Annotated in this window: 18 protein-coding genes; 1 reads left to right on the top strand and 17 read right to left on the bottom strand. The window is 74.1% G+C overall.

Annotated elements, in window-relative coordinates; all coding sequences use genetic code 11:
* Positions 1–275 precede the first annotated feature (275 nt).
* The 6 genes from BCD48_RS16715 to BCD48_RS16690 form a co-directional block, all read right to left on the bottom strand.
* On the bottom strand, positions 276–1,745 hold the full coding sequence (locus BCD48_RS16715) for a cytochrome P450 (protein ID WP_071049319.1): 1,470 nt from the start codon (positions 1,743–1,745) through the stop codon (positions 276–278).
* Between the two features lie 130 nt (positions 1,746–1,875).
* Positions 1,876–2,631 carry a histidine kinase gene (locus tag BCD48_RS16710; protein WP_241841778.1) on the bottom strand — a complete coding sequence of 252 codons (756 nt, stop codon included), beginning with the start codon at positions 2,629–2,631 and terminating at the stop codon, positions 1,876–1,878.
* Positions 2,624–3,292, bottom strand: coding sequence for an LmeA family phospholipid-binding protein (locus tag BCD48_RS16705; RefSeq protein WP_157910513.1), 669 nt, complete (start codon positions 3,290–3,292; stop codon positions 2,624–2,626). Before BCD48_RS16705 ends, BCD48_RS16710 begins: the two co-directional genes overlap by 8 nt.
* 95 nt (positions 3,293–3,387) lie before the next feature.
* Entirely contained in the window at positions 3,388–4,782 is a 1,395-nt protein-coding gene (locus tag BCD48_RS16700) for a sensor histidine kinase (protein ID WP_071049317.1), read from the bottom strand.
* Positions 4,783–4,795: 13 nt separating this feature from the next.
* Positions 4,796–5,530, bottom strand: a complete 735-nt coding sequence (locus tag BCD48_RS16695) for a response regulator transcription factor (protein ID WP_071049316.1) — start codon at positions 5,528–5,530, stop codon at positions 4,796–4,798.
* A gap of 99 nt (positions 5,531–5,629) precedes the next feature.
* Positions 5,630–7,198, bottom strand: coding sequence for an MFS transporter (locus tag BCD48_RS16690; RefSeq protein ID WP_071049315.1), 1,569 nt, complete (start codon positions 7,196–7,198; stop codon positions 5,630–5,632).
* A 65-nt stretch (positions 7,199–7,263) separates the two neighbouring features.
* Between BCD48_RS16690 and BCD48_RS16685 the strand changes: the two genes are divergently transcribed.
* Positions 7,264–7,878 (top strand): TetR/AcrR family transcriptional regulator, encoded by a 615-nt coding sequence (locus tag BCD48_RS16685; protein WP_083418749.1) that lies wholly within the window; start codon positions 7,264–7,266, stop codon positions 7,876–7,878.
* 43 nt (positions 7,879–7,921) lie between these two features.
* Here the strand turns inward: BCD48_RS16685 and BCD48_RS16680 are convergent, their stop codons facing one another.
* From BCD48_RS16680 to BCD48_RS16630, 11 genes are all read right to left on the bottom strand, one after another.
* On the bottom strand, positions 7,922–8,359 hold the full coding sequence (locus BCD48_RS16680; RefSeq protein ID WP_071049314.1) for a TIGR03618 family F420-dependent PPOX class oxidoreductase: 438 nt from the start codon (positions 8,357–8,359) through the stop codon (positions 7,922–7,924).
* 72 nt (positions 8,360–8,431) lie between these two features.
* Entirely contained in the window at positions 8,432–9,451 is a 1,020-nt protein-coding gene (locus tag BCD48_RS16675) for an MHYT domain-containing protein (protein WP_071049313.1), read from the bottom strand.
* Positions 9,452–9,941: 490 nt separating this feature from the next.
* Positions 9,942–11,264: an FAD-binding protein gene (locus tag BCD48_RS16670; protein ID WP_071049312.1), complete on the bottom strand. Its 1,323-nt coding sequence runs from the start codon at positions 11,262–11,264 to the stop codon at positions 9,942–9,944.
* 85 nt (positions 11,265–11,349) lie between these two features.
* A complete protein-coding gene (locus BCD48_RS16665; protein ID WP_083418748.1) occupies positions 11,350–13,932 on the bottom strand; it encodes an FtsX-like permease family protein in 2,583 nt (860 codons plus the stop codon).
* Between the two features lies 1 nt (position 13,933).
* Entirely contained in the window at positions 13,934–14,872 is a 939-nt protein-coding gene (locus tag BCD48_RS16660; RefSeq protein ID WP_241841777.1) for an ABC transporter ATP-binding protein, read from the bottom strand.
* Positions 14,873–15,028: 156 nt separating this feature from the next.
* Complete coding sequence (locus BCD48_RS16655) at positions 15,029–15,898, bottom strand: SDR family NAD(P)-dependent oxidoreductase (RefSeq protein WP_198543275.1); 870 nt, start codon at positions 15,896–15,898, stop codon at positions 15,029–15,031.
* A 96-nt stretch (positions 15,899–15,994) separates the two neighbouring features.
* Entirely contained in the window at positions 15,995–16,648 is a 654-nt protein-coding gene (locus BCD48_RS16650) for a TetR/AcrR family transcriptional regulator (protein ID WP_071049311.1), read from the bottom strand.
* A 243-nt stretch (positions 16,649–16,891) separates the two neighbouring features.
* A complete protein-coding gene (locus BCD48_RS16645; RefSeq protein ID WP_071049310.1) occupies positions 16,892–17,572 on the bottom strand; it encodes a 2'-5' RNA ligase family protein in 681 nt (226 codons plus the stop codon).
* The gene (locus BCD48_RS16640; RefSeq protein ID WP_083418747.1) at positions 17,547–18,512 is read right to left on the bottom strand and encodes an SDR family NAD(P)-dependent oxidoreductase; all 966 of its coding nucleotides are present in this window, start codon (positions 18,510–18,512) and stop codon (positions 17,547–17,549) included. The genes BCD48_RS16645 and BCD48_RS16640 overlap by 26 nt, the downstream gene beginning before the upstream one ends.
* 120 nt (positions 18,513–18,632) lie before the next feature.
* The gene (locus BCD48_RS16635; RefSeq protein ID WP_071049309.1) at positions 18,633–19,958 is read right to left on the bottom strand and encodes an acyltransferase; all 1,326 of its coding nucleotides are present in this window, start codon (positions 19,956–19,958) and stop codon (positions 18,633–18,635) included.
* The gene (locus tag BCD48_RS16630; protein ID WP_071049308.1) at positions 19,958–21,505 is read right to left on the bottom strand and encodes an AMP-binding protein; all 1,548 of its coding nucleotides are present in this window, start codon (positions 21,503–21,505) and stop codon (positions 19,958–19,960) included. Before BCD48_RS16630 ends, BCD48_RS16635 begins: the two co-directional genes overlap by 1 nt.
* Positions 21,506–21,754: the final 249 nt, after the last annotated feature.

Below are 21,754 nucleotides of genomic sequence, written 5' to 3'. Positions count from 1 at the left end.
GTGTCGTGCAGTATCTGATCAGCGCCCTCACTCGTCTACGCTGACAGGTCCAGCCGATGTAGTAAAGGAATCCGCGCGGGACACGGCGATCGACGGTCGCGACGCCGATGTCGCCGCCCGCGATGGCGATGCCGCGGTCGAGACCCCGGTTCGGGCGGAGTCCGAGACCGTCCGAAGACCGACATCGGCGACGCCGTATCGCCGGCACCTCGGCGATACGGCGTCGTGGAGGTCGACCGTCACGTGCCCAAGGTCACCCGGACGTGAGACCCGCCTCAACGGCGCCGGTGGGCCAGCATCGGCAGGCCGCCCTTGGGGCGCAGGGTGACCAGCGGCTCGGGCACGACCGGCGCGCCCGCGGCCGGGGTGAACGACCAGTGGCGGGCGATCGCGGCCAGCGTCAGGACGCCCTCGGCGACCGCGAAGCTGTTGCCGATGCACTGACGAGGCCCGGCGCCGAACGGGAAGTAGGCGAAGCGGGGGCGGTCGTGCGCCGTCGCCTTGTCGAGCCAGCGGGTCGGGTCGAAGCGGTCGGGCTCCGGCCACCAGCGCTCGTCCCGGTGTATGACCCACTGGCTGAAGACCAGGGTCGACCCGGCGGGCAGCAGGTATCCGGCCACCTCGCGGTCCGCGACGAGGTGGCGGCCCATCGCCCAGACCGGTGGGTAGAGCCGCATGGACTCGGAGAACACCGCGCCCGCGTAGGCGAGCCGGGGCAGGTCGTCGATCGTGGGTGGCCGGCCCCCGAGGACCGTGTCGACCTCCTCGTGCAGCCTGGCGGCCACCGCCGGCTCGCCGCCGAGCAGATGGAACGTCCACGCCAGCGCGTTCGCGGTCGTCTCGTGGCCGGCGAGCAGAAGGGTCATCGCCTCGTCGCGGATCTGGGTGTCGTCCATCCGCTCGCCGGTGTCGGCGTCCTGGGCGGCCAGCAGCAGGGACAGCAGGTCGGTGCCGGTGGTGCCGGTGGTGCTGGTGGTGTCGCTGGCACCGTCGGCGCGCCGGGCGGCGATCATCTCGTACACGGCGTTGTCGAGCGCCGCGCGGGCGTCCTGGCGTCGCTGCGCCGCCCGTAGCGGGAGCCGCTCCAGTCGCTGGAAGCCGGGCAGGCTCGCACGCCGCGCGGCCGGCATGTTCTCGCCGACGGCGGCCCGCACCACGTCAATAATGCGATCGTCGACATCGACGTCGAACAGCGTCCTGGCGACGATCGCCAACGTCATCTCGGTCATCTCCGCGTGCAGGTCCAGCCGCTGGCCGTCGCGCCAGGTCGCGGCGGCGGCGTCGGCCAGGGCGACGAACTGCTCGCCGTAGCCGGCGATCCGCTGCTTGTGGAACAGCGGCTGGATCAGCCGGCGCTGGCGGAGGTGGGTCTCGCCGGCGCTGGTCAGCAGGCCCTGGCCGAGCAGGTACGTCAGCGGCTGCGTGACGGTCGCGCGCGAGCCGGGGCCGCGGACCACGGCCCCCTTGGCGTACAGGCGGTGGCTACCGACCAGCGCGTCGGCGATCGCGTCCGGGTCGGACACGAGAAAGGCGGACACCGGCCAGCTGGCCAGCCGAACCAGCGGCCCGTAGTCGCGGCGGAGCTCGGGGAACCGCGTCAACGGGTCGGCGCGCAGCCGCCGGACGGTCGCCACCACGCCGCCGGGCGGCCCGGGAACCTCGTTCACGTCCCGCGGCGCGGTCGCCGGGACGTCCTTCGGCGGTGAAACAGGGACGGACGAGTGAGAGGAAGCCGTGGGGTGCATCGTGCGATGCCTCCTTGACTGAGTGGTGGTCTCATGACGTTCGGGTGGGTCGAGGGCGGACCCGGATCAGGGCTGGCCTGCGTTCCGCGGGGTGCCGGCGACGGCCGGACGCCGCGCGCTGTATGTGCTGTCAGACGGGAATGGCGACGATCGCCACCAGCAGCGCGATCTTCACGGCGAGGATGAGGTCACCGGCTCGGCCGTGCGGGTGAGGCAGGCCCACCGCCGCCAGTACGCGCCCGGCCGCGTCCCGCGCCGCCGGCCAGAACAGGGCGACGATGCCGACGCCGCAGCCGGCGACGGCGGCCCGGATACTGGCCGGCTCGGCCGTGAACATGACGGTGAGCGCCGACGCGGCAACCAGCGCGAACGCCTTGATCCCGGCGAACGCGGCGAGCACCTGGCGGCGGGGCAGCAGAACGGCGGCGAGACCCGCGGAGGCCAGGATCATGGTCAGCGCGGTGACGGCGGTCATCGGCGCGGGCTCGACCTCGGCGAGCCGGGCCAGATGCAGCGTGGGGGCCGGATGCTCGAACCGCGACACCGTCACGGCCAGCACGGTCAGCCCGGCGACGGCGGCCTGGATCCCGCGCAGGACGAGCAGCGCTGTGAGGATCATGAGCAGCCTGGCGCCGCGGTCGCGCACGGACATGCCGCGCCGGTCGGCGAGCCGCCAGGCGAGGCGCGACGTCGCGGTGCCGGGTGCCACGGTGCTGGGCGCCACGGTGCCGGGCGCCACGGTGCCGGGCGCCACGGTGCCGGGCGCCACGGTGCTGGGCGCCACGGTGCTGGGCGCCACGGTGCCGGGTGTCGTGGGGCTGGGCGTCGTGGGGCTGGGGGCCTCGACGTTGGGGGCCGCGGTGCCGGGTCGTCGCGCGTCAGCCACGGCACGTCCGCCCGTCCATACCGGCCAGCGCGGCTCCTGGCATCGTGACCGCGAGCCGCAGCCCGCCGGGCACCGGCTCGACGCCGTCGAGGTGCGCGCCCGGTGGCAGGACGGCGGCTGACGGACGCGCGGCCACCGACGACACCGGGCGCCCGGTCACGGGCGGCCCCGGAGCGAGCGGGCGCGCCAACCGGCCGTCCGGGCCGTCGGAGCCGAGGCGCAGAACGGCCGTCAACGAGACCGAGCCAACCGTCAGGGAACCCGTCCTCGGCCGGCCGAGGACGGCCGACCAGACCGGAACTCGGACGTCGCGGAACGTCACGGCGAGGTCGGTCAGCCGATCGGCCCGGCCGAACCCGTCGGCCGTGGCCGTCACGGTCCGGAAGTGCCCGGCGGCGAGCTGCGTCAGGAAGGGGAATCCGTCGATGTGCACGGATCGAGTTCCCGTCAGCGTGCCCATGCAGCCCAGCCGGTTGGTCAGGCGGTGCTCGGCGACGCGAACCAGCAGACGATCGGTCAGCAGGAGGGCGGCCGAGACCACGAGCGGCACCGCCGCGACCCATCGCCACCGACTGTTCCACCACGCTCGACCGTCCCGCCCGCCCGCCTGCCGCGCGGGCGGGCAGGTCGGTAGGCCGGGTCCCTCCACCAGTGTGCGCATGGCGCTGATCCGCATGACACCTAGCAGACCGCCCGTTCATGCGGACGAGATGTGAGCCGGAGGCGAGCGGCGTGCGGGTTTGGCGCGGTGCTGGTTCAGGGCGCGGGCAGCGTGACTCGGACAGCCAGCCCCTGCCCAGGGGCGCTCGCGACCTCGGCCCGGCCGCCGTGGGCGGTGGCGACGGCGGCGACGATGGACATCCCCAGGCCGCTGCCGCCCCGGCCACGGTCCCGGCCGGCGGCGGAACGGTAGAAACGGTCGAAGATCCGGTCCAGGTCGGCCGCGTTCACGCCCGGCCCCTCGTCGCGGACCTCGAACAGGACCTCGCCGCCAGTGGTGCGCAGGGAGACCTCGGCGGCGGTGCCGGGCGGGGTGTGGACCCGGACGTTGGTCAGCAGGTTGCCGATCACCTGCCGCAGCGCGTCGGGATCCCCGACGGCGGGGCATTCCGGCGGCACCCGCACGGACAGCGGACGGTCCGGCTCGACCGCGGAGGCGTCGGCGACGGCGTCCCGGATGATGGCGGCCAGGTCGACGGTGGCGTGTTCGAGCGGCCGGGCCTCGTCGAGGTGGGCGAGGTAGAGCATGTCGTCGACGAGGGTGCTCATCCGGCGGGTCTCGTCCTGCACGCGGCGAAGCGCGTCGTCGGTGCCCGACGGCGGCACGATGCCCTGGCGCAGCATGTCGACGTAGCCGCGTACCGAGGTCAGCGGGGTGCGCAGCTCGTGCGAGGCGTCGTCGACGAACTGCCGTAGGCGCTCCTGTGAGCGCCTACGGCCCTCGAAGGCGGTCTGAATCTGCGTGAGCATGACGTTGAGGGCGGCGGCGAGGCGGTCGGTCTCGGTACGCGACCGGCCATGCGGCACCCGGCGTTCCAGATCGCCGTCGGCGATCGCGGCCGCGGTGCGGGTGATGTCCCGCAGGGGGCGCAGGCCGCGGCCGAGCAGGAGCCAGGCGCAGCCCCCACCGAGCGCGAGCACGGCGGCGGCGACGATGGTCTCGACCAGCAGGAGCCGGCCGATGGTGTCCTCGACCGGCCGCATGGGCAGCGCGACGAGGTCGGTGACGCCGCCGGGGAGCGCCGTGACCAGTGCTCGGTAGCGGCCGTCCGCCGCCTCGATGGTGAACGGCGTGCCCGCCGCGATCCGGCGGTCCAGGTCGGTGACGCTGGCCAGGAGCCGGCCGCCTGCCGCCGGCTGGTCGGTCCCGCCGGTCAGCGTCAACGCCGAACCGTCCGGCTGGCGTAGCTCGACCACGAACTCGGTGGGAGCGACGGCTCGCTGCAGGCCCACGCCCCCGAACAGCGGAGCGAGCCGGGTCAGCGTCGAGACGCCGCGGGTGCTGATCAGGTTCTGGGCGCCGCGCAGCTGGTTGTCCGTCTGGCCGATCAGGTGCGACCGCAGGGCCAGGGCGCTGGCCGTCCCGGCGACCGCCAGGCAGACCGCGAGCAACGCCAGCAGCCCGAGCATCAGGCGGACGCGCAGCGTCACGGCGGGACCTCGGTCACGCCTCGCCGGCATCCGGTCGCCGGACCGGCGAGGTGGCGGCCTCGCGCAGGGCGTAGCCGAAGCCCCGCTGGGTGTGGATCAACGGCGGGCCGAAGGGCGCGAGCTTGCGCCGCAGGTAGCTGACGTACTGGTCGACGACCGTGGCGCCGCCGCGGTAGTCCTCGCTCCACACGGCGTCGAGGATCTGCTCCCGGGAGAGCACCCTGTTCGGGTTGGTCATGAAGTATCGCAGCAGCTTGAACTCAGTGGGGGCCAGCTCGACGGGATGGCCCCCGCGGGTGACGCCGTGCGTGTCCTCGTCCAGCCGGACGTCGGCGAAGGTCAGCGCCGGCGCGCACGCGGCGGGTGGCTCCCGCCACGTGCGGCGCAGCACGGCCCTGATCCGGGCGACCAGCTCGTCGATCGAGAACGGTTTGGTGACGTAGTCGTCGCCGCCATAGGTCAGCCCGGCGATCTTGTCGGTGTGCCGGTCGCGCGCGGTCAGGAACACGACCGGCACGTCCACGCCCTGCTCCCGCCACTGCCGGCACAGCTCCAGGCCGTCGCCGTCGGGCAGCATGACGTCCAGCACCATCAGGTCCGGCCGCCGTGCCGCCACCGCCGCCGTGGCCTGCCGCCCGGACTGCGCGGTGACCACGTCGAACCCGTGGAAGCGCAGCGCCATCCGGAGCATGTCGACGATGTTCGGCTCGTCATCGACGACCAGCAGCCGTGGCCCGGCTCCCTCCATCGTTCCCCCCCGGCCTTCGGCTGCCGTGCCGTCCACGGACCATTCCATCTGGCGAACATATGAGTTCGGTTCGAACCGCTGGTCCTGGGGTGGAGCTGCCTACGACGAGGCGGGATGCGGGGACCGCTGGTCCTGGGCCGCTTCGGCTGCCTGGCCTGGGGCGGCCTGCGCGGCGGCGGGGCGGAGCAGGGCCCCGACGGCGACGGCCGCGACGGCGACCACGATGGCGGCGCAGGTCAGCGCGGTCCGCATGCCGTCGACGAAGGCGGTCTCGGCCTGCTGGGCGACGGCCGGGCCCAGCCGGGTGGCGAGGGCGAGGGAGGAACGGGCGGACTCGGCGAGCGGGGCCGGCAGGCCGGCGGGGTGCAGGTGGTCGCGGTAGGTCGACTGCAGGATGCTGCCCAGCACGGCGATCCCCAGGGCGCCGCCCAGCTCGCGGGCAAGGTCGTTCGTCGCCGAGCCGACGCCCTGCTTCGCGGCCGGCAGCGCGTCGGTGATCGCGGTCGTCGCGGGCGTCATCGCCAGGCCCATGCCGGCGCCGAGCGGCAGCAGGCCGGCCAGCAGCAGCCAGTAGCCGCTGCCCACCTCCAGGCGCGACAGCACCAGCAGGCCCGCGGTGACCAGACCGAGCCCGAGGACCACGACCGGGCGGGCGCCGACCCGGCTGACCAGCCGGGGCGCGGCCACGCGCGCGGCGGGCATGATCGTCAGGCTCATCGGTATCAGGCTCACCGCCGCGACCAGCGGGCCGTCGCCGCGGACCAGCTGCAGGTACTGCAGGAGCAGGAAGATGAACCCGAAGAACGCGAAGAACTGCAGGGTGATCGACAGGGTGCCGGCGGTGAAGGCGCGGTGGGCGAACAGGCGCGGGTCCAGCAGCGGGTTCGGGTGGCGCAGCTCCCAGAAGACGAAACCGACCAGGATGACGACCCCGGCGGCGATGCCGATCAGCGTCTGGGGGCTGCTCCACCCCTCGGTGGGCGCCTCGATGATCGAGTAGACCGCCACGCCAAGCCCGGCGACCGTGAGCAGCGCGCCGATCACGTCAAGCCGCCCGGCGCCGGGGTCCGCCGACTCGGGGATCACCCGGAGGGTGGCGAGGACGGCCACCACCGCGAGGGCGACGTTCAGCCCGAACACCGAGCGCCACGACCAGACCTCCAGGAGCAGGCCGGAGATGAGCACTCCCAGCAGCGCGCTCGCCCCGGCGACGCCGGCCCAGGCTCCGACGGCGCGCGACCGCTGTTCCGGTGGGAAGGTGGCGGTGATCGTCGAGAGCGTCGCCGGCATGACCAGGGCGGCGCCGACCCCGAGCACGGCGCGCATCGCGATGAGCCAGCCCGGATCGCTGACGGTCATGGCCGCGAGCGAGCCGGCCCCGAAGACCGCGAGACCGACGACCAGTGCGCGCCGCCGCCCGTACCGGTCGCCGATGGCGCCGCCGAGGAGCAGCAGTGCCGCGAAGGGGAGGGCGTAGGCGTCGATGATCCAGGACAGCTGGGTCTGGTTAGCGTGGGTGTCGCGCGCGATCGAGGGAAGCGCCACGTTCAGGGACGCGACGGCGGCGACGACTGTGGCGAGGGCGAGCATGACGACTGGGAGCACCGCGCGGTGCGGGCCGCCCTGCCGGTCTGCCGGCGACGCAGGGGTCGCCGTGGTGATGGTCATCGTGGGCCTCCAGCCTGGGGTGTGAACCCTGGCCAAGGTCGCCTGCTCCCCGCACAATTTCAACCATGATGAATAAGGCCGAGGGGAGCCCGCGCGGCCGGCGGGCCGGCAGCCCGGACACTCGCAGCCAGATCCTCGAGGTCGCGCGTCGCCGTTTTCTGTCGGACGGCTACCGAACCGTGACACTGCGCTCGATCGCCGCCGAGGCCGGGGTGGACGTCGCCCTGATCAGCTACTTCTTCGGTTCCAAGAAGGGCCTGTTCGGCGCGACGCTCGGCCTGCTCGCCAACCCGCCCGAGCTCCTGTCCGCCGCGCTGCCGGGCGACCGGGCGACGCTGCCGGAACGGGTGCTGCGCACCGTCGTCGCCACCTGGGACGACTCCGACCGCGGCAGCCAGCTCCGGCTCGTGATGTCGGCGCTCGTGCAGGAGCCCGAGGTGGCCCGGCTGTTCCGGGAGGTGCTGGAACGGGAGATCGTGGGCCGGGTGGCCGAGTACATCGGCGCCGCGGACGCGCCCTATCGGGCCGCCGCGTTCAGCGCGCAGCTGGCCGGCGTCATCTTCACGCGCTACGTGCTCGAGCTCGAACCCATCGCGAGCATGTCGGCTGATGAATTAGTCCGGTACCTCGCCCCGGGCCTGCGCGCCGCGCTGTACGCGCCCACCGCCCGGCGACGGTGACCGCGTTGGCGATGATGGTGACAGCTGACCGCGACCGACGGTTCTAGTTGCTGTAGACCCGGTCGGGCCGGACGAAAACGGCCGTGCGCCGCTGCTCGGCCATGACACGGTCGTACTCGTCCCAGTCGTCGTGGGTGCCGCCCGCCGCGGTGAACACCTCGCGCAGCAGCAGCCGCAGGCGTTCGGCGTCAACGTCCGGATGCGGGTCGTCAGGGCCGATCAGCTCCGCGCGCCCCTCGACCGTGGCCCACCGCCAGCCGGACCGGACGGTGGCCGTCACCTGGGGGCGGGCGCGGAGGTTCGCGAGCTTCACCCTGCCGTAGGTGACGAAACCGAGCACGGCCTCGCCGGTGAACGGATGCGCCAGCACGCCCGCGTTGACAACCGACGACTGGATCGTCTGGTCGCCCCGCACGGTCGAGACGACCGCCAGGCCGTGCTCCTCGCGCCCGAGAGCGGCCAGGTCGTCGATGGTCGTCATCCGGCCAGCACCTTCTGCCTGAGACTGCTACTACACGGCCCCCGCACAACTACCGCGTGACTCCGGCCGACCCTACCGGTACAACGGCGTCTGGCGGTCGTCTTCCGGGAACGCCGGAGCGGCGGGCGCGGGCTGCGAGGGGAGATAACCCGCCCAGTCCTGCCCGGCGGGTGCCGCGTGGTCGAAGCGCTCGCGCCCAGGCTGGCCGTCGAAGGCGCCTCGCCCCGCGGCGTCACGGGTATCCGCGGCTGGTGCCGGCTGGTGACGGCCAGTCGGAGCCGAGCTCCGCCGGCCGGCCGGGGCCGGGGCGGGCGAACGCCGCCCGTTCGTCCCGGTGACGCCGAGCGGTGACATTCCGGAGTTGGCAAAGCCGCCCAGCGCCGCGAAAATGATGAGCGCCAGCACCGTGAAGGCGATCAGCATGACGGGGAAGCTCAGCACAATGGGATCGGCGCCACTGATCTGGTCCAGGTGGTCGGTCTGGGCGATCTGGGTGGCCGCCATCGCGGTGTAGTGCATTCCGCAGACGGCGACGGCCATGACGACGGACGCGGCGACGATGTGCGCGGTGGTGCGCACCCGGAAGGCGAGCCAGAGAGCGGCCAGCGCCGCCACCACGGCAATCCCGACGGAGGCGCCGGCCAGCTTCGTGTCATAGGTGACGGTGCTGCCCGACTGCATCGCGGCCATGCCGGTGTAGTGCATGGCCGCCACGCCGAGCCCCGCGATGACCCCGCCGGCGACGAGGCGGCCGGCGCTTCTCGGGTTGCTTCCGACGATGGACAGCCCGATCGCTGAAACGCCGACGGCGATCAGCAGAGAAAGAGCGGTCAGCGGAAGGTTGTAGGCAAGCTGCCGGTTGCCGACGTGGTAACCGAGCATTCCCATGAAATGCATGGACCAGATCGCCCCGCCGCCGAGGGAGACCGCGGACGCGGCGACCCACCTGCGCCGGGCGGCGCCCTGGGAGGACGGGATGCGCAGAGCGCTCACCAGCGCGGCGAACGAGCCGATCAAGGCGAGACCGATGGAACTCGCGACAAAAATGGTGTCGCTGCTGGCGTGCTCCTGCGCCGCCTGGGCCGTGATCACATTTCCCCCGGGTAAATGAGACGCTGGCCGGGCTCGCGGGCGCTGGGCGGGCCGGCAATTAGATCAAGCGTGACAGGACGTGATCCCTATAACCAATTGGAACGATACAGGCGGTAGCAATGTGGTGCTCGCGACGTGGCGGCCAAACCAGATCCGCTAAATGCTGCGGAACGTGGCTGGATAGGTTGTCGGTGCGCATGATTGCGAATCCGTTGGACGCGGGTGGTGTCGTTGTCGCGGACAGGCGCCTTCTGTATGGGACCGATCACTCAAAGTCATATATGCGAGCGCCTGGTGTGGTCAACCGGACGCCATCCATCAACCGCACCGATGATCGCCCGAAAAGCGACTAGGCCGGTTCCCCCGAGGCAAGCCCCATTGGTGCCATCACCGCCGGCCGGCCAGCTGCCGGGCCCGACGGGGCGGGCAGGCGGTCCGTGCCGCGGGCGGGCCGTCCGGTCTCCCGGGGCGGGCCGCCGAGGCCACGCCGTCAGTCGGACTGGAGGTAGGCGTCGAGGAAGGCGTTGCGGAAGACACCGGGCGGATCATGGCGGGCCGCCAGCCGGGCGAAGTCCGCCATCCGGGGATATCCGGCCCGGACCTGCCCGGGAGCCAGCACGAAGACCTTCCCCCAGTGCGGACGGGGATCGAACGGGGCGAGTGCCCGCTCGACGGCGGCGACCGCGCGGGCAGCGGCGTCCTCGTCCGGTAGCCATGTGAAGTGCAGCGCGAGGGCGTCGCGGCGGTAGGCAGGGCTGAGCCAGAGGCTGTCCGCGGCGACCGTGCGCAGCTCGCCGATCTGGAGCGCACCGCGGATCTCGCCGCTGACCTTGTAGACGGCCTCGATGGCCGCGGCGGCGTGGTCACGGGGAACGAAGTACTCGGACTGGAGCTCGTCGCCGGCGCTCGGGGTGAAGCCCAGACGGAAGTGGGGCAGCCGCTCGAACCAGGGGCCGGGAACGCCGAGCTGCCGGGTCGTGTGCTCCGGGTCGACGCCGGGGATCGGGTGCAGCGGGCGCGCGGCCGGCCGGGCGCCGCACAGCTGGGCCGGTGCTGGCGCGGCTGTGCCAACGCCGCCCTCGCCGCTTTGGTGGTCCTCGCCAGCTTCACGGTCTTCGCCGAGCCGCCGCTTGAGCCACACCTGCGAGCCGGCGTCCGGGTCCCAGGTGGTGAACACGCTGACGCTGTAGGCCGCGCCGAGGATCTCGCCGACGCCCGCCAGCAGGCTCTCGCGCGTCAGGCCCTCGTAGACGTGCTGGCTGACCTGGAACGTCGGGACGATCTCAAGGGTCAGCGCGACGACGACGCCGAGCGCGCCGAGGGCGACGACGTGGCCGTCGAAGTCCTCGTCGACGCCCCGCCTGACCGTCACGAGCTCGCCCGACGAGGTGACCAGGTCGAGGGCGACGACGGAGGTGGCCAGGTTGCCGTTGCGCTCGCCCGAGCCGTGCGTCGCCGTCGCGCACGCGCCGGCGACCGAGATGTGCGGCAGCGACCCGAGGTTGCGCAGCGCCCAGCCGGCCGCGTCGAGCTCACGGCCCAGGTCGCCGTAGCGGGTGCCGGCGCTCACCGTCACCTCCCGCGCGGCGGGGTCGACGCGGACGAGGCGTGGCAGCCCGGCGGTCGAGATCAGCGTGCCGTCCGTGTCGGCGATCCGGTTGAACGAGTGCCGAGTGCCAAGCGGGCGCACCGCGCCGCCGGCGGTCACGGCCTCCGCGAGCTCGGCGACCGACGTCGGAGTGACGACGCGGGCCGCCGCGAACGTCACGTTTCCGGCCCAGTTGCGCGCGGGAGCGCTCCCGTCGTCCGTCATGCCGCTGTCCCTCCCGCCTCCGTGCCGAACCAGGCGACGAGTGTCGCACCCGCCCGGAGCGGCCAGTTCGTGAGGACGGGCCCGGTCACTCCCGGACGGCGGCCAGGTCGGCAGGGTCGCGACGCAGCAGCAGCGCGGCGGGGATGACGCTGGCGAGCAGGGCGATGGTGAGACAGGCCGCGGCGATCGCGCCGAGCGGGCCCCAGGGAACGGTGATCGGTACGGACGGCGCGAGGTCCGCCAGGCCGTACTGGGCGCCCCAGGCCGTGATCGCCGTGACCGCGGCCGCGAGCGCGGCGCCGATGCCGGTCACCAGGACGGCCTCGGCGCCGACGACGGCCAGCACCTGCCGACGCGTGGCACCGGCGAGACGGACGGTGGCGAACTCACGCGCCCGGTCCCGGGTCGCCATGACCAGCGTGTTCGCGATCGCGATCGCCGTGTAGACGAGCGCCATGCCGAGCACCACCACCGACGCCTGGCGGTTGGCCCTTGCCTGCTCGGCGCTCGCCGCGGACAGGTACTCGCCGGTGCCGACCATCCTTCCGGTGGCGGCCGTCGTCGCCGCCACCTCGGCGGCGACGGCGGCCCCGGCGGCCGCCGACCGCGTCGCCTCTGGCGAGAGCCGCAGGTAGACGACGGTCGCGAGCGTCGGCTCGTGCCCGGTGCGTAGCGCCGCCGGCAGCAGGAAGGTCTCGTCGAGGTCGAGCCGCCGGCCGAGCACGGCGACCACCCGCGGCCGCACCGGCGTCGAGTCGGCGAGCCACAGCTCGGCCCGTTCGCCGACCTTCCAGCGGCTGCCGGCCGGCACCGCGACCGTGTCGGTGCCGGTCAGGTCGGCGAGCCGGCCGGCCGTCACCGGGATGTCGAGCACGGCGTCGAGATCCCCGCCGGGGGCATACCGGGCGACCCATGCCTCTGGGTCCTCGCCGTCGCGGACGTAGACGGACGCGTCGGCGACCGGAACGGCGGCCCGCACGCCGGGGATGGCGCGCAGCGCGTCGACGGTCGCGTCGGGCAGGCCGGCGCCGACGGCCGGCACGACCAGCGCGTCGGCGGTGATCTGGTCGCGGGCGGCGCTGTCGCTCGCCGCCTGCAGCGTCCCGAAGCCGGTGAGCGTCGCGCCGGCGATGCCGATCGTCACGAGGATCGGCGCCGCCGTCGCCGCGGTGCGCCGCACGGCGGCGCGCGCGCCATGGCGGGCGAGCAGCCCGACGGCCCCGGGCGAGGCGGCGAGCGGCGCGGTGAGCAGCCACGCCAGCGGCGGGATGAGCACGGGCGCGAACAGCGCGAACCCCACGATCAGCAGCATCGCCGCGATGATGATCAGCGCCACGCCGTCCGCCGACGGGTTCGCCATCAGCACGGCGATGAGTGGCACAGAGCCGCCGAACGCGAGCAGGCCGATGACCGTGCGTCCCACGGTCATCGCCCGCCGGTCCACGGCCGCCTCCCGTAGCGCCTCGACCGGCCGGATCCGGCCGGCGCGCCACGCCGCCGCCCAGGCACCCACCAACGCGACCAGCAGGCCCGTCCCGAACGCGGGGGTCACCGCCCAGAAGATGAAGTGCGCGGTGAAGTCACTCGGCGCGAACCCGGTACGAACGAGCACGTGCGCGAACTCCGGGGCGAGCAGCGCGCCCAGCGCCACGCCGGAGAGCGAGGCCAGCAGGCCGACCGTGAGTGCCTCGCCGAGCACGAGCCGGAAAACCTGGCGCGGGGTGGCTCCGGCGGCGCGCAGCAGGCCGAACTCGCGCCGCCGGGCGGCGACGGAGTACGCGAACGTCGCGGCCACGACGAAGACCGACACGAAGCCGCCGAGGCCGGTGGTGGTGCCGAGCAGGGCGATCGCGACCGTGCGGCGCTCGGCGTCCGGGTCGGGTTCGGCGGCCCGGCGGCCGTTGCCGGTGAGCACCCTGACCGAGCCGTCGTCGGCGCTCGCCTCGCGGACGGCGGCCCGCGTGGCCGTCGCCAGCGCCGCCGCGTCGCGCGGGCGAGCCGCGGCGGCGGCCGGGCCGCCGGCGGCGGCCGTGGCCGGGCGGCCCGTCAGAGCCACCGCCGAGACCCGGCCGTCCGCGAGCTCGGTGGCGACGGCGTCGGTGGCGTAGAACGCGCCTGGCGCATCGGTGCGCAGCACCCCGCTCACCGTGAACACACGTGTGCCATGCGTCGTCACTACGGTGATGCGGTCGCCGGGGCGGTGCCCGGTCGGCGCGCTGAGCACGAGGTCACCGGCCGCCCGTGGCGCGCCCCCCGCGACCCAGGAGTAGGGGTGCAGGGCCGCGGCGGACCACGGATGGACGGTGTCACCCGGCGCGCCGTCGGCCGCCGCGTAGCCGGCGACGTCCACGACCACCGTCGCCTCGCCGCCCAGGGCGGCCTGGAGCCGGCCGGCGAGCCCGGCGGGCAGCGCGCGGGTGAAGGTCGTCCTGGTCGAGGAGGTCTCCCGGTCGTCGCCGGAGCCGGTCGTGACGCTGACCGTGCCGGCGCCGGCGACGACGACGTCCGGCGCGACGTACCAGCGCGGGGTGCGGGCGGAGCCGCCGACCGTGCTGACCAGCGTCAGCGTCATCGCCGCGAGCAGCGCGACACCGAGCGCCAGCGCTAGGAAGGTCCCCAGCAGGCTGCCCATGCGGGCACGGACGGTGTGCCAGACGAGGCCGGTCACGTCAGCTCTCCTCGCCGAGCGCCGCGGGGGCTGGCAGCGGCCCGGAGGCCCGCGTGGCCGGCCTCGCCGACGCGCGGGCCGCTGGCCGCCAGGCCGACGGGCCGTCGTGGTCCTCGTGGTCCTCGTGGTCCTCGTGGTCGTACTCGCGGCCATCGGGCTCGAGGCCCGCGAGCCGGGCGGCGACGGTGGCCGGGTCCGGGCCGAGCAGCTCGCCGGCGGCTCGGCCGTCGACGAGGAACACGACCCGATCGGCGTAGGAGGCGGCGACCGGGTCGTGGGTGACCATCACGATCGTCTGGCCGTCGACGTCGACCAGCTCGCGAAGCAGCGTCAGCACCTCGCGGCCGGTCCGGGTGTCCAGCGCCCCGGTCGGCTCGTCGGCGAACAGCACCGCCGGTCGGGTGACCAGTGCCCGCGCGATGGCGACCCGCTGCTGCTGGCCGCCGGAGAGCTCGGCCGGCCGGTGCCGGCCGCGCCCGGCGAGCCCGACGGCGGCGAGCACGTCCCGCACCTCCCGCCGCCGCGGCCGGCGGCCGGCCAGCCGCAGCGGCAGCGCCACGTTCAACTCGGCGGACAGCGCCGGAACGAGGTTGAACGACTGGAAGACGAAGCCGATCCGCTCCCGGCGCAGCACTGTCAGCTCGTTCTCGCTCAGTCGGCGCAGGTCCACGCCGTCGAGGAACACCTCGCCAGCACTCGGCCGGTCGAGCCCCGCCGCGCACTGCAGCAGCGTCGACTTGCCCGAGCCGGACGGCCCCATCACCGCGACGAACGTGCCCCGGTCGATGTCGAGGGTCACGCCGTCCAGGGCGGTCACGGCCGCCGCCCGCCGCCCGTAGACCTTCCGGACGTCGCGCAGCGCCACTGCCCTGCTCTCGGCGGCGCTCGGCGCGGGCGACGCTTCGGCACCGGCCTGCGCCCTCTGCTGGAGCTTTTCCATGAGATCAGCTCACCAGCGCGGCGCCCTGGGCACACTGGTGCTGTGCCCCGATCCGTGGTGGGGCTAGCCGGGTGCCACCCGGAGGGGCGCGCCGCCCGCGCCGGCGGGCGGCGGACCAGTGCGGGTGGCCGGCCGGCGGTGGGCGGTGGCGGGCCGTCAGAGGTGGTAGCCGCCGTCGACGTCGAGCATGACACCGGTGATGTAGGCGGCGCGCGGCGACGCGAGGAAACAGACCGCCTCGGCGACGTCGGTCGCCGCGCCGAAGCGGCGCAGCGGGATGTTGCGGCGGGCGACGTCGAGCGCGCCGTCCGCGTAGTCGCCGGCGCTGATCAGCCGCCCGGCCATCCCGTCGGTCAGCATGCCGGGGCCGACGCAGTTCAGCCGCACCCCGAAGCGGCCCTCCTCGGCGGCGAGGGCGCGCACCACCGACTCGACCGCCCCCTTCGGGCCGGCGGACAGGCCGTCGCGGACCGGGTAGCGGCGGGTCGCCGCCGTGGTGACCGCCACGACGCTGCCCCGGGCGGCCCGCAGCGCCGACAGCGCGGGCTGGACGAGGTTGAAGAACGCCACCACCTCGCCCTCCACCTGGCGGCGGAACATGGCCGGGCTCACCGTCGAGAGGTGCTTCTGCGGGACGTGCGGGCCGGAGGCGACCACCAGGGTGTGCATCGCGCCGAACCGGGCGGCGACGTCGGCGACGAACGCGGCCGTCTCCGCCTCGTCCTCGAGCCTGAGCTGGCGGGCCTCGCCGCGGCGCCCGGCGGCCGCGACCGCCACGGTGCTCGCCGCCGCCGCGTCGGCGTTGCGGTGGTAGGTGAGGACGACGTCGCTGCCGCGCTCGGCGAGCAGCCGGCAGACCGCCGCGCCGATCCCGCCGCTTCCGCCGGCGACGACCGCTACTCCAGGCAGGCCGGCGAAGTCCCGCGCGTCGTCCACCGCCCCCACCACGGGGGCGGCGAGGCCTGGGCGGGAGCCGGCGCCGCTGTCGAAGACCGCGGGCTCACCCGCGTCGCTGTCGCCGCCCATCCGGCTACCGTGCCGCGACGCGCTCCGACATGCAACGGGTTCTAGTCCGCCGGCGCGCGGGCCGCTACGAGAGATACCGGGTGCTACGAGAGACTGCTACGAGAGATAGAGCGCCATGGCCTCGATGAGGCCGGTCCGGGCGAGGCTGATATCCGTGTAGGTACTCAGGTCGCTGATGTCGTGCAGGCCACGGATCGCGGCGGGCACGAGGGAACGTGCCTTGGCCAGGCGTTCCCGGGAGACGCTCAGGCCGTCGAAGATGCGATCCCAGGCCTGCGCCCAGCGGGCGTCCCAGGCGGCGAGCGCGGCCGCGGTGCGCGGGAACTCCTCTTCCAGCACCGCGAGGTCGCGCGGCAGGTACAGGCGCAGGTTGTGCACGGCTCGCACGCTCGGCGAGTCCAGTGCGGTCCAGACAAGGTCGACGACGGCCTCCAGCCGCCTCGTCAACGGAAGCACGGACGAGAGATGCTCCGTCTTCGGGTAGAAGTCCGGGCTGGTCGAGACGTGCTCGATGACCGCGGCCCAGACGCCGTCCGCCTCCCCGAACTGATGCTGGATCGTCCCCCAGGTGACGCCGGCCTCCCGGGCGATCAGGTTCGCGCTGACCGCGTCCGGCCCACCGCCGCTGAGCAGGTCGACCGCGATGTCCAGGATGCGCCCCCGGGTGGCGAGCCCGCGCCGGTTGAGGCGGGTGCCCTTGGCGGACAGCGTCGTCGGCGCGGCGACGGCGGACGTGTCCACCTGAGCCATCGGACCCCCTACGGTCCAGCGAACCTGACCCCGCCCCGCCGCAGGGTTTCCGGCCTCGCGCGGGTCCGCCATCCCGGACTCCCGCCGGCTCGCCGAAGCCGGCCTGGCCGAGGCCTGAACAGCGGAATGCTCTTGTTCACACGTTACCCGCGCGCCACGTCGGACGACGGGCCCGTCCGGCCCGCTCGCGGCTGACGAGTCCCACTTCACGTTCGGCGGCGTGGGATCGCCCCGCCCGGCCGGTCAGCGTGGCCGCCGCCGCGCGGGGAAGACGGCGAGGGTCTCCGTTCCCGCCGCCGACATCACCTTGTCGGTCCTGACCAGTTCGACCGCCTCCAGGGAGAACGAGCCGAAGTGGTCCGCCCGGTGCGCGCGGGTGACCTCCCGGGCCGCGGCGATGTCGGTCGACCGGAACCGGACGACGTTGCTGAACGCCAGGGCCGCCCCCCTCGGCGGCCCCTCCCGGCGGTCCGGGTCCAGCCGGCGCAGGATCGACGCGCGCAGCCACGGAACCGCCCGTGCCGGGCGGGCGTATGCCTGGACATAGATGGTGTTGCGTGCCACCGCCAGCCCCCACAGGTCGAAGACGACCGGCGGGGCGGCCGAGACGCAGTCCGCCAGCACCTGTTCGACCCGCGCCACCGGGACGTCCGCGTGACGATCGAGATTGATGAGTGTCACGTGCAGGCTCGCCGCCGGGTAAAGGTGGTGGCCACCGGCCCCGGCGGCCGGCCGCGCCGCCTCGCGCAGCCGGTCGCCCACCGTTTCCGGTATGCGGATGACGGTGGTCAGAAAGGCTCGGGGCCCCTCCTCGGCGTGCCAGGGAATGGCATGCCCGCGGCGCAGCCGCCACGACTCGACGGCTCGCAGCGCGCCGAACCGTGCCCGCTGCGAGATCTCACGCCCCGTCCGGGCGGCCGTCACTCGGCCCGCCGTGGGTGAAGCCGGAGGGGGTGGGGTCGCCCTGAAGGGTCCAGCCGGTGCCGGAGCGGATCCAGCCGCCGGAGGCGGCGGTGCCGCCGTCGACGCTGAGGGTGGTGCCGGTGATGTAGCTGGCACGGTCGGAGCAGAGGAAGACGGCGGCGTCGGCGACCTCGCTGGCGACGCCCTCCCGGCCGAGCGGGACGTAGCGCTCGATCCCGGGCAGGCGCCCGGGCGGGACGGGCGGCAGCTCGTCCGGGTCGACCGGGCCGCGCATGATGCCGCGCAGACCGGCGGTCCCGGTCATGTCGGGGGCGATCGCGTTGATCCGGATGCCCTGGTCGGCGAGTTCCACGGCCATCGTCCGGGTGAAATTGATCATTCCGGCCTTGCAGGCGGCGTAGACGGCGTACATGGGCGCGGCACGCATGCCCTCGATGCTGGTGACGTTGACGATCGAGCCGCCGCCGCCGCGGCCATGGCCACCGGGGCCGACGGGGCTCGCGGGGTCGCCCGAGGCGGCGACGGTCTGGGCGATCAGCGGCGCGGCGGTCGACGTCGCCGCGAGCATGCTGACGAGGTTGATGTCGATGTGACGCCGCCAGCTGCGCTCGCTCTGGTCGAGGAACCGGGCGCCCTTCACCCCGCCAGCGTTGTTCACGAGGATGTCGAGCCGGCCGAACTCGGCGTGCGCGGCGGTGATCGCCTCGGCGAGTGCGGCGGTGTCCATCACGCTCGCCGGCAGGGGCAGCGCCCTCCCGCCACCCTTCTCGATCAGCTCGGCGGTGGCGGTCGCCCTGGTCGGGTCGATCTCCACCAGGCCGACCAGCACCCCGGCCCTGGCCAGCCCGAGGGCGATCGCCTGCCCGAGGCCGGCGCCCGCGCCCGTGACCACCGCGGCCTTGCCCGCCAGCCCCAGCTCGAACCCGCCCGTCACCGTCACAGCACCACTCCTCAACTCACGGTCGTCGCCGTGCCGCCCGCCTGCCGTGATCTGGTCGCCTGTTCTCGGGCCGGCCGTTCTCGCCCGCGGCCGAGAACGCGGCTCGCACCCAGCGGGAGACTAGCTGCGGTCGGCCGCCCGAGGCGCGGCGTTCGTCCCGCCGGCGGCTCGACGCCGCATCGGGCGGCCGGCAACCGGCAGGCTCAGCGGGGTGCGCCGGGCGAACGCGACCAGCAGGGCGGAGGCGGCCAGCGCCGCCACGACGATCAGGAGAGTCGACAGCGGCGCCGGGATCCTGCCGGCCAGCACGTCGACGAGGTTGTCGACGAACAGCGGATGGATCAGGTAGACGCCGAAGGACAGCTCCGAGCCGAGGCGGAGCAGCCGGTCCAGGCGAGAGCCGGCGGTGCGCCGGCTGACCCACAGCCGGCCGACCGCGAACAGCCCGACGACGGTCGCGGTACCCCAGATGATCATCACCGGCTGGAACACAGAGGACGCGAAGGCCGGACCGCGGCCGCGGTGGACCAGGACCGAGTACCAGACCTGCGTGGCCGCGGCGCCGCCGAGCACGAGGACGGGCACCAGGCGCCGGTGCCGGTCGAACCAGCCGCGCACCGCGTCCAGGCGGGCGGCGGCGACGGCACCGAGCAGGACCCAGAACAGGTAGGTCGGCAGCAGGGCGTGGCAGTAGTCCCGCAGCCAGCCGGCCAGGCCGCCGCGTGGCCGGCCGTACTGGATCTCCAGGAGGATCGCCGCCTGCACCGCCGCGCCGGCGGCCAGCAGCCAGGCCAGGTGACGGTCGGCGCGCCGGACGAGGGCCAGCAACAGCGGCGTCACCAGGTAGATCTGCAGGGACACGAGCAGGAAGTACAGGTGGTAGTGGGCGTCACCGCTGAGCAGGAGCCCACCGAACTGGGCGAGGCCGCCCCATGGACCGTCGGAGCGCGTCCGGGTGCCCACCACCGCGGCGCCGTAGACCGCTGTCCATACCGCGTACGGAACGCCGACCAGCAGCAGCCGCCGGGCCCAGAACCTGCGGAGCCCGTCTCCCCGCGGCGGGCGGTCGGCGTAGCTGTACACCAGGACGAAGCCGGTGAGGACGAAGAACGCCTCGCGGGTGAAGTGCAGCAGGTTCAGCGCGGCGTTGCCCAGGTAGCTGCCGCCGTCGGTCGTCCCGCCGGTCGCGTGGACGCCGATCACGGCCACGAACGTCAGCACCCGCACGACGTCGACCTCGTGCACGTGCCGGTGCCCACCCGCCGGCCGGCCGGCCGGGCCGGCGTTCGCGGCGGCTCGAGGCGGCGAGGCGGCATCGGTCAGCCTGGCGCCTTCGGCAGCCGGGTCCGCGTCTTTGGCCGTGTGCGCGGTAGCTGCGGCGGGGTCGGCGACAGTGGTGGTGACGGCGGTGGCGATGGTGACAGTGGTGGCCTGTGCCGGCGGCATCAGGCCGCTTCCGAGCCGTCGACGGCCTGTCCAGGTTCGATCAGCCGACGCAGCACCTTGCCGGTCTGGCCGACGGGAATGTCGTCAACGACCTCGATGCGAACCGGGCGCTTGTGCCGGTCCAGCTGCGCGGCGCACCGTTCGGACAGGTCGGCGAGCAGGCCGTGCGCCGCGGCCGCCGCCGCGGGGCCTCGCCGATGCGGCGCCCGTCGCTCCGCGCCGTCCGCCGGGCCCGCCAGCTGGACGCGCGCCGCCGGCACCTGGCCGAGCACCTCGTGCGGGAGGCCGTAGACGACCGCCCGGGCGACCCGGGCGTCGGCGAGCAGCACCTCCTCGACCTCCCGGGGGAAGATCTTCTCGCCGCCGCGGTTGATCACGTCGTCGGTCCGCCCGACCAGGAACAGGTAGCCGTCCGTGTCGAGCTGGCCGAGATCGCCGGTCTCGAGCCAGCCACCCGGGCGGAAAAGATCGTCGCCGGCCTGGGTGGCGTAGGCGGAGATGACCCCGCGGCCGCGGATCTGGACCCGCCCTACCTGCCCGCGCCCAAGCGGGCGGCCGTCCTCGTCGACGATCCGCACCTCGGTGCCGACCGGCCGGCCGACCGAGCCGGGCCGGCGCCGGCCGCCCACGGGGTTCGCCGTGATCTGGCTCGCGGCCTCCGTCATCCCGTAGGTCTCGACGACCGGCAGGCCGGTGCGGGCCTCGAACGCGATGAGCACCGCGGCGGGCAGGGGAGCGGAGGCGGACCGCGCGAACCGCACCGTGCGCGTCTGCGCGGCGCTCGGCGCCGGCCCGCGGGCGAGAATGGCGAGGATCGCTGGCACCGCGTTGATCCAGGTGACGCCACGGGACTGGACGAGGTTCCAGAAGCCCTTCCGGTGGAAGCGCTCGTCGAGCACCAGCTCGCCGCCGGCGACCAGGGTCGCGAGCAGGCCGACGACCTCCGCGTTCACGTGCACCAGCGGCAGCGAGTTGAAGCCGACGTCGGCCGCCGTGAGCTGATGGTGGCGGGCGATGGCCGTCGCGACGTGCAGCAGCCGGCCGGCATCGAGCAACACCTGCTTCGGCGTCCCGGTCGTGCCGGAGCTCGCCAGCAGCACGCCGCCACCGGCGCCACCGCCACCGCCACCCCAGGCGTCCGGTGTCAGGGCGCGCTGCCCGGTCGTGATCGCGTGGTCCGCGACGACGAGATCGGGCGTGAGCGTCGCCAGCGATCGTGCGAGCTCGGGCCCGGGGGCGCGGGCCGGGAGCGGGACCGCGCAGCGGCCGGTGGCGACCGTCGCGAGGAAGACCGCGGCGAAGTCGAGCGGGTCCGCCACCGCCAGCGCCACCCGGCTTCCCGGATGTGCTCCTCGGCGGTCGAACTCGCCCAGCCAGTCGTGCACGGCGTGCGCCAGATCCTCGTACGTCACCTGGCGGCCGGTGCGCGCACTGGTGAGGTAGGCGCGGCCGGCGGCGGGGCCGGTGCCGCGCCGGGCGATGAGTTCGAAAAGCCCATCGGTGCCCGCCGTCCGGCCGATACCGGCTCCATCCGCGTGGGTCCTCATTGGCCAGACGGTTCCCCGGAAACCTGAGGATGACATTCGGGGAGCCTGAGTCCCCGCTGTGAGCATTTTCATCCGCGAGCGCGGCGCGGGCTCTCACCCGGCCACCGGCGAAGCTGGCCGCGCGCATTATTGCGCAGGTAGCCGTCGCGTGCACGGACGGCAGGGCGGCGCCGCCGTCGGCGCGGCGGCACATGGCTCTTTCGTATCGTCCTTTCAGGGATGGTTCAGGTTTCCTGGTGAGGGTCGGTG

It is taken from the genome of Pseudofrankia coriaricola (genome assembly GCF_001854805.1).
GTDB lineage: Bacteria > Actinomycetota > Actinomycetes > Frankiales > Frankiaceae > Pseudofrankia.
Note: the sequence above shows the minus strand (reverse complement) of the source record. Positions and strands in the feature narration are given on the sequence as shown.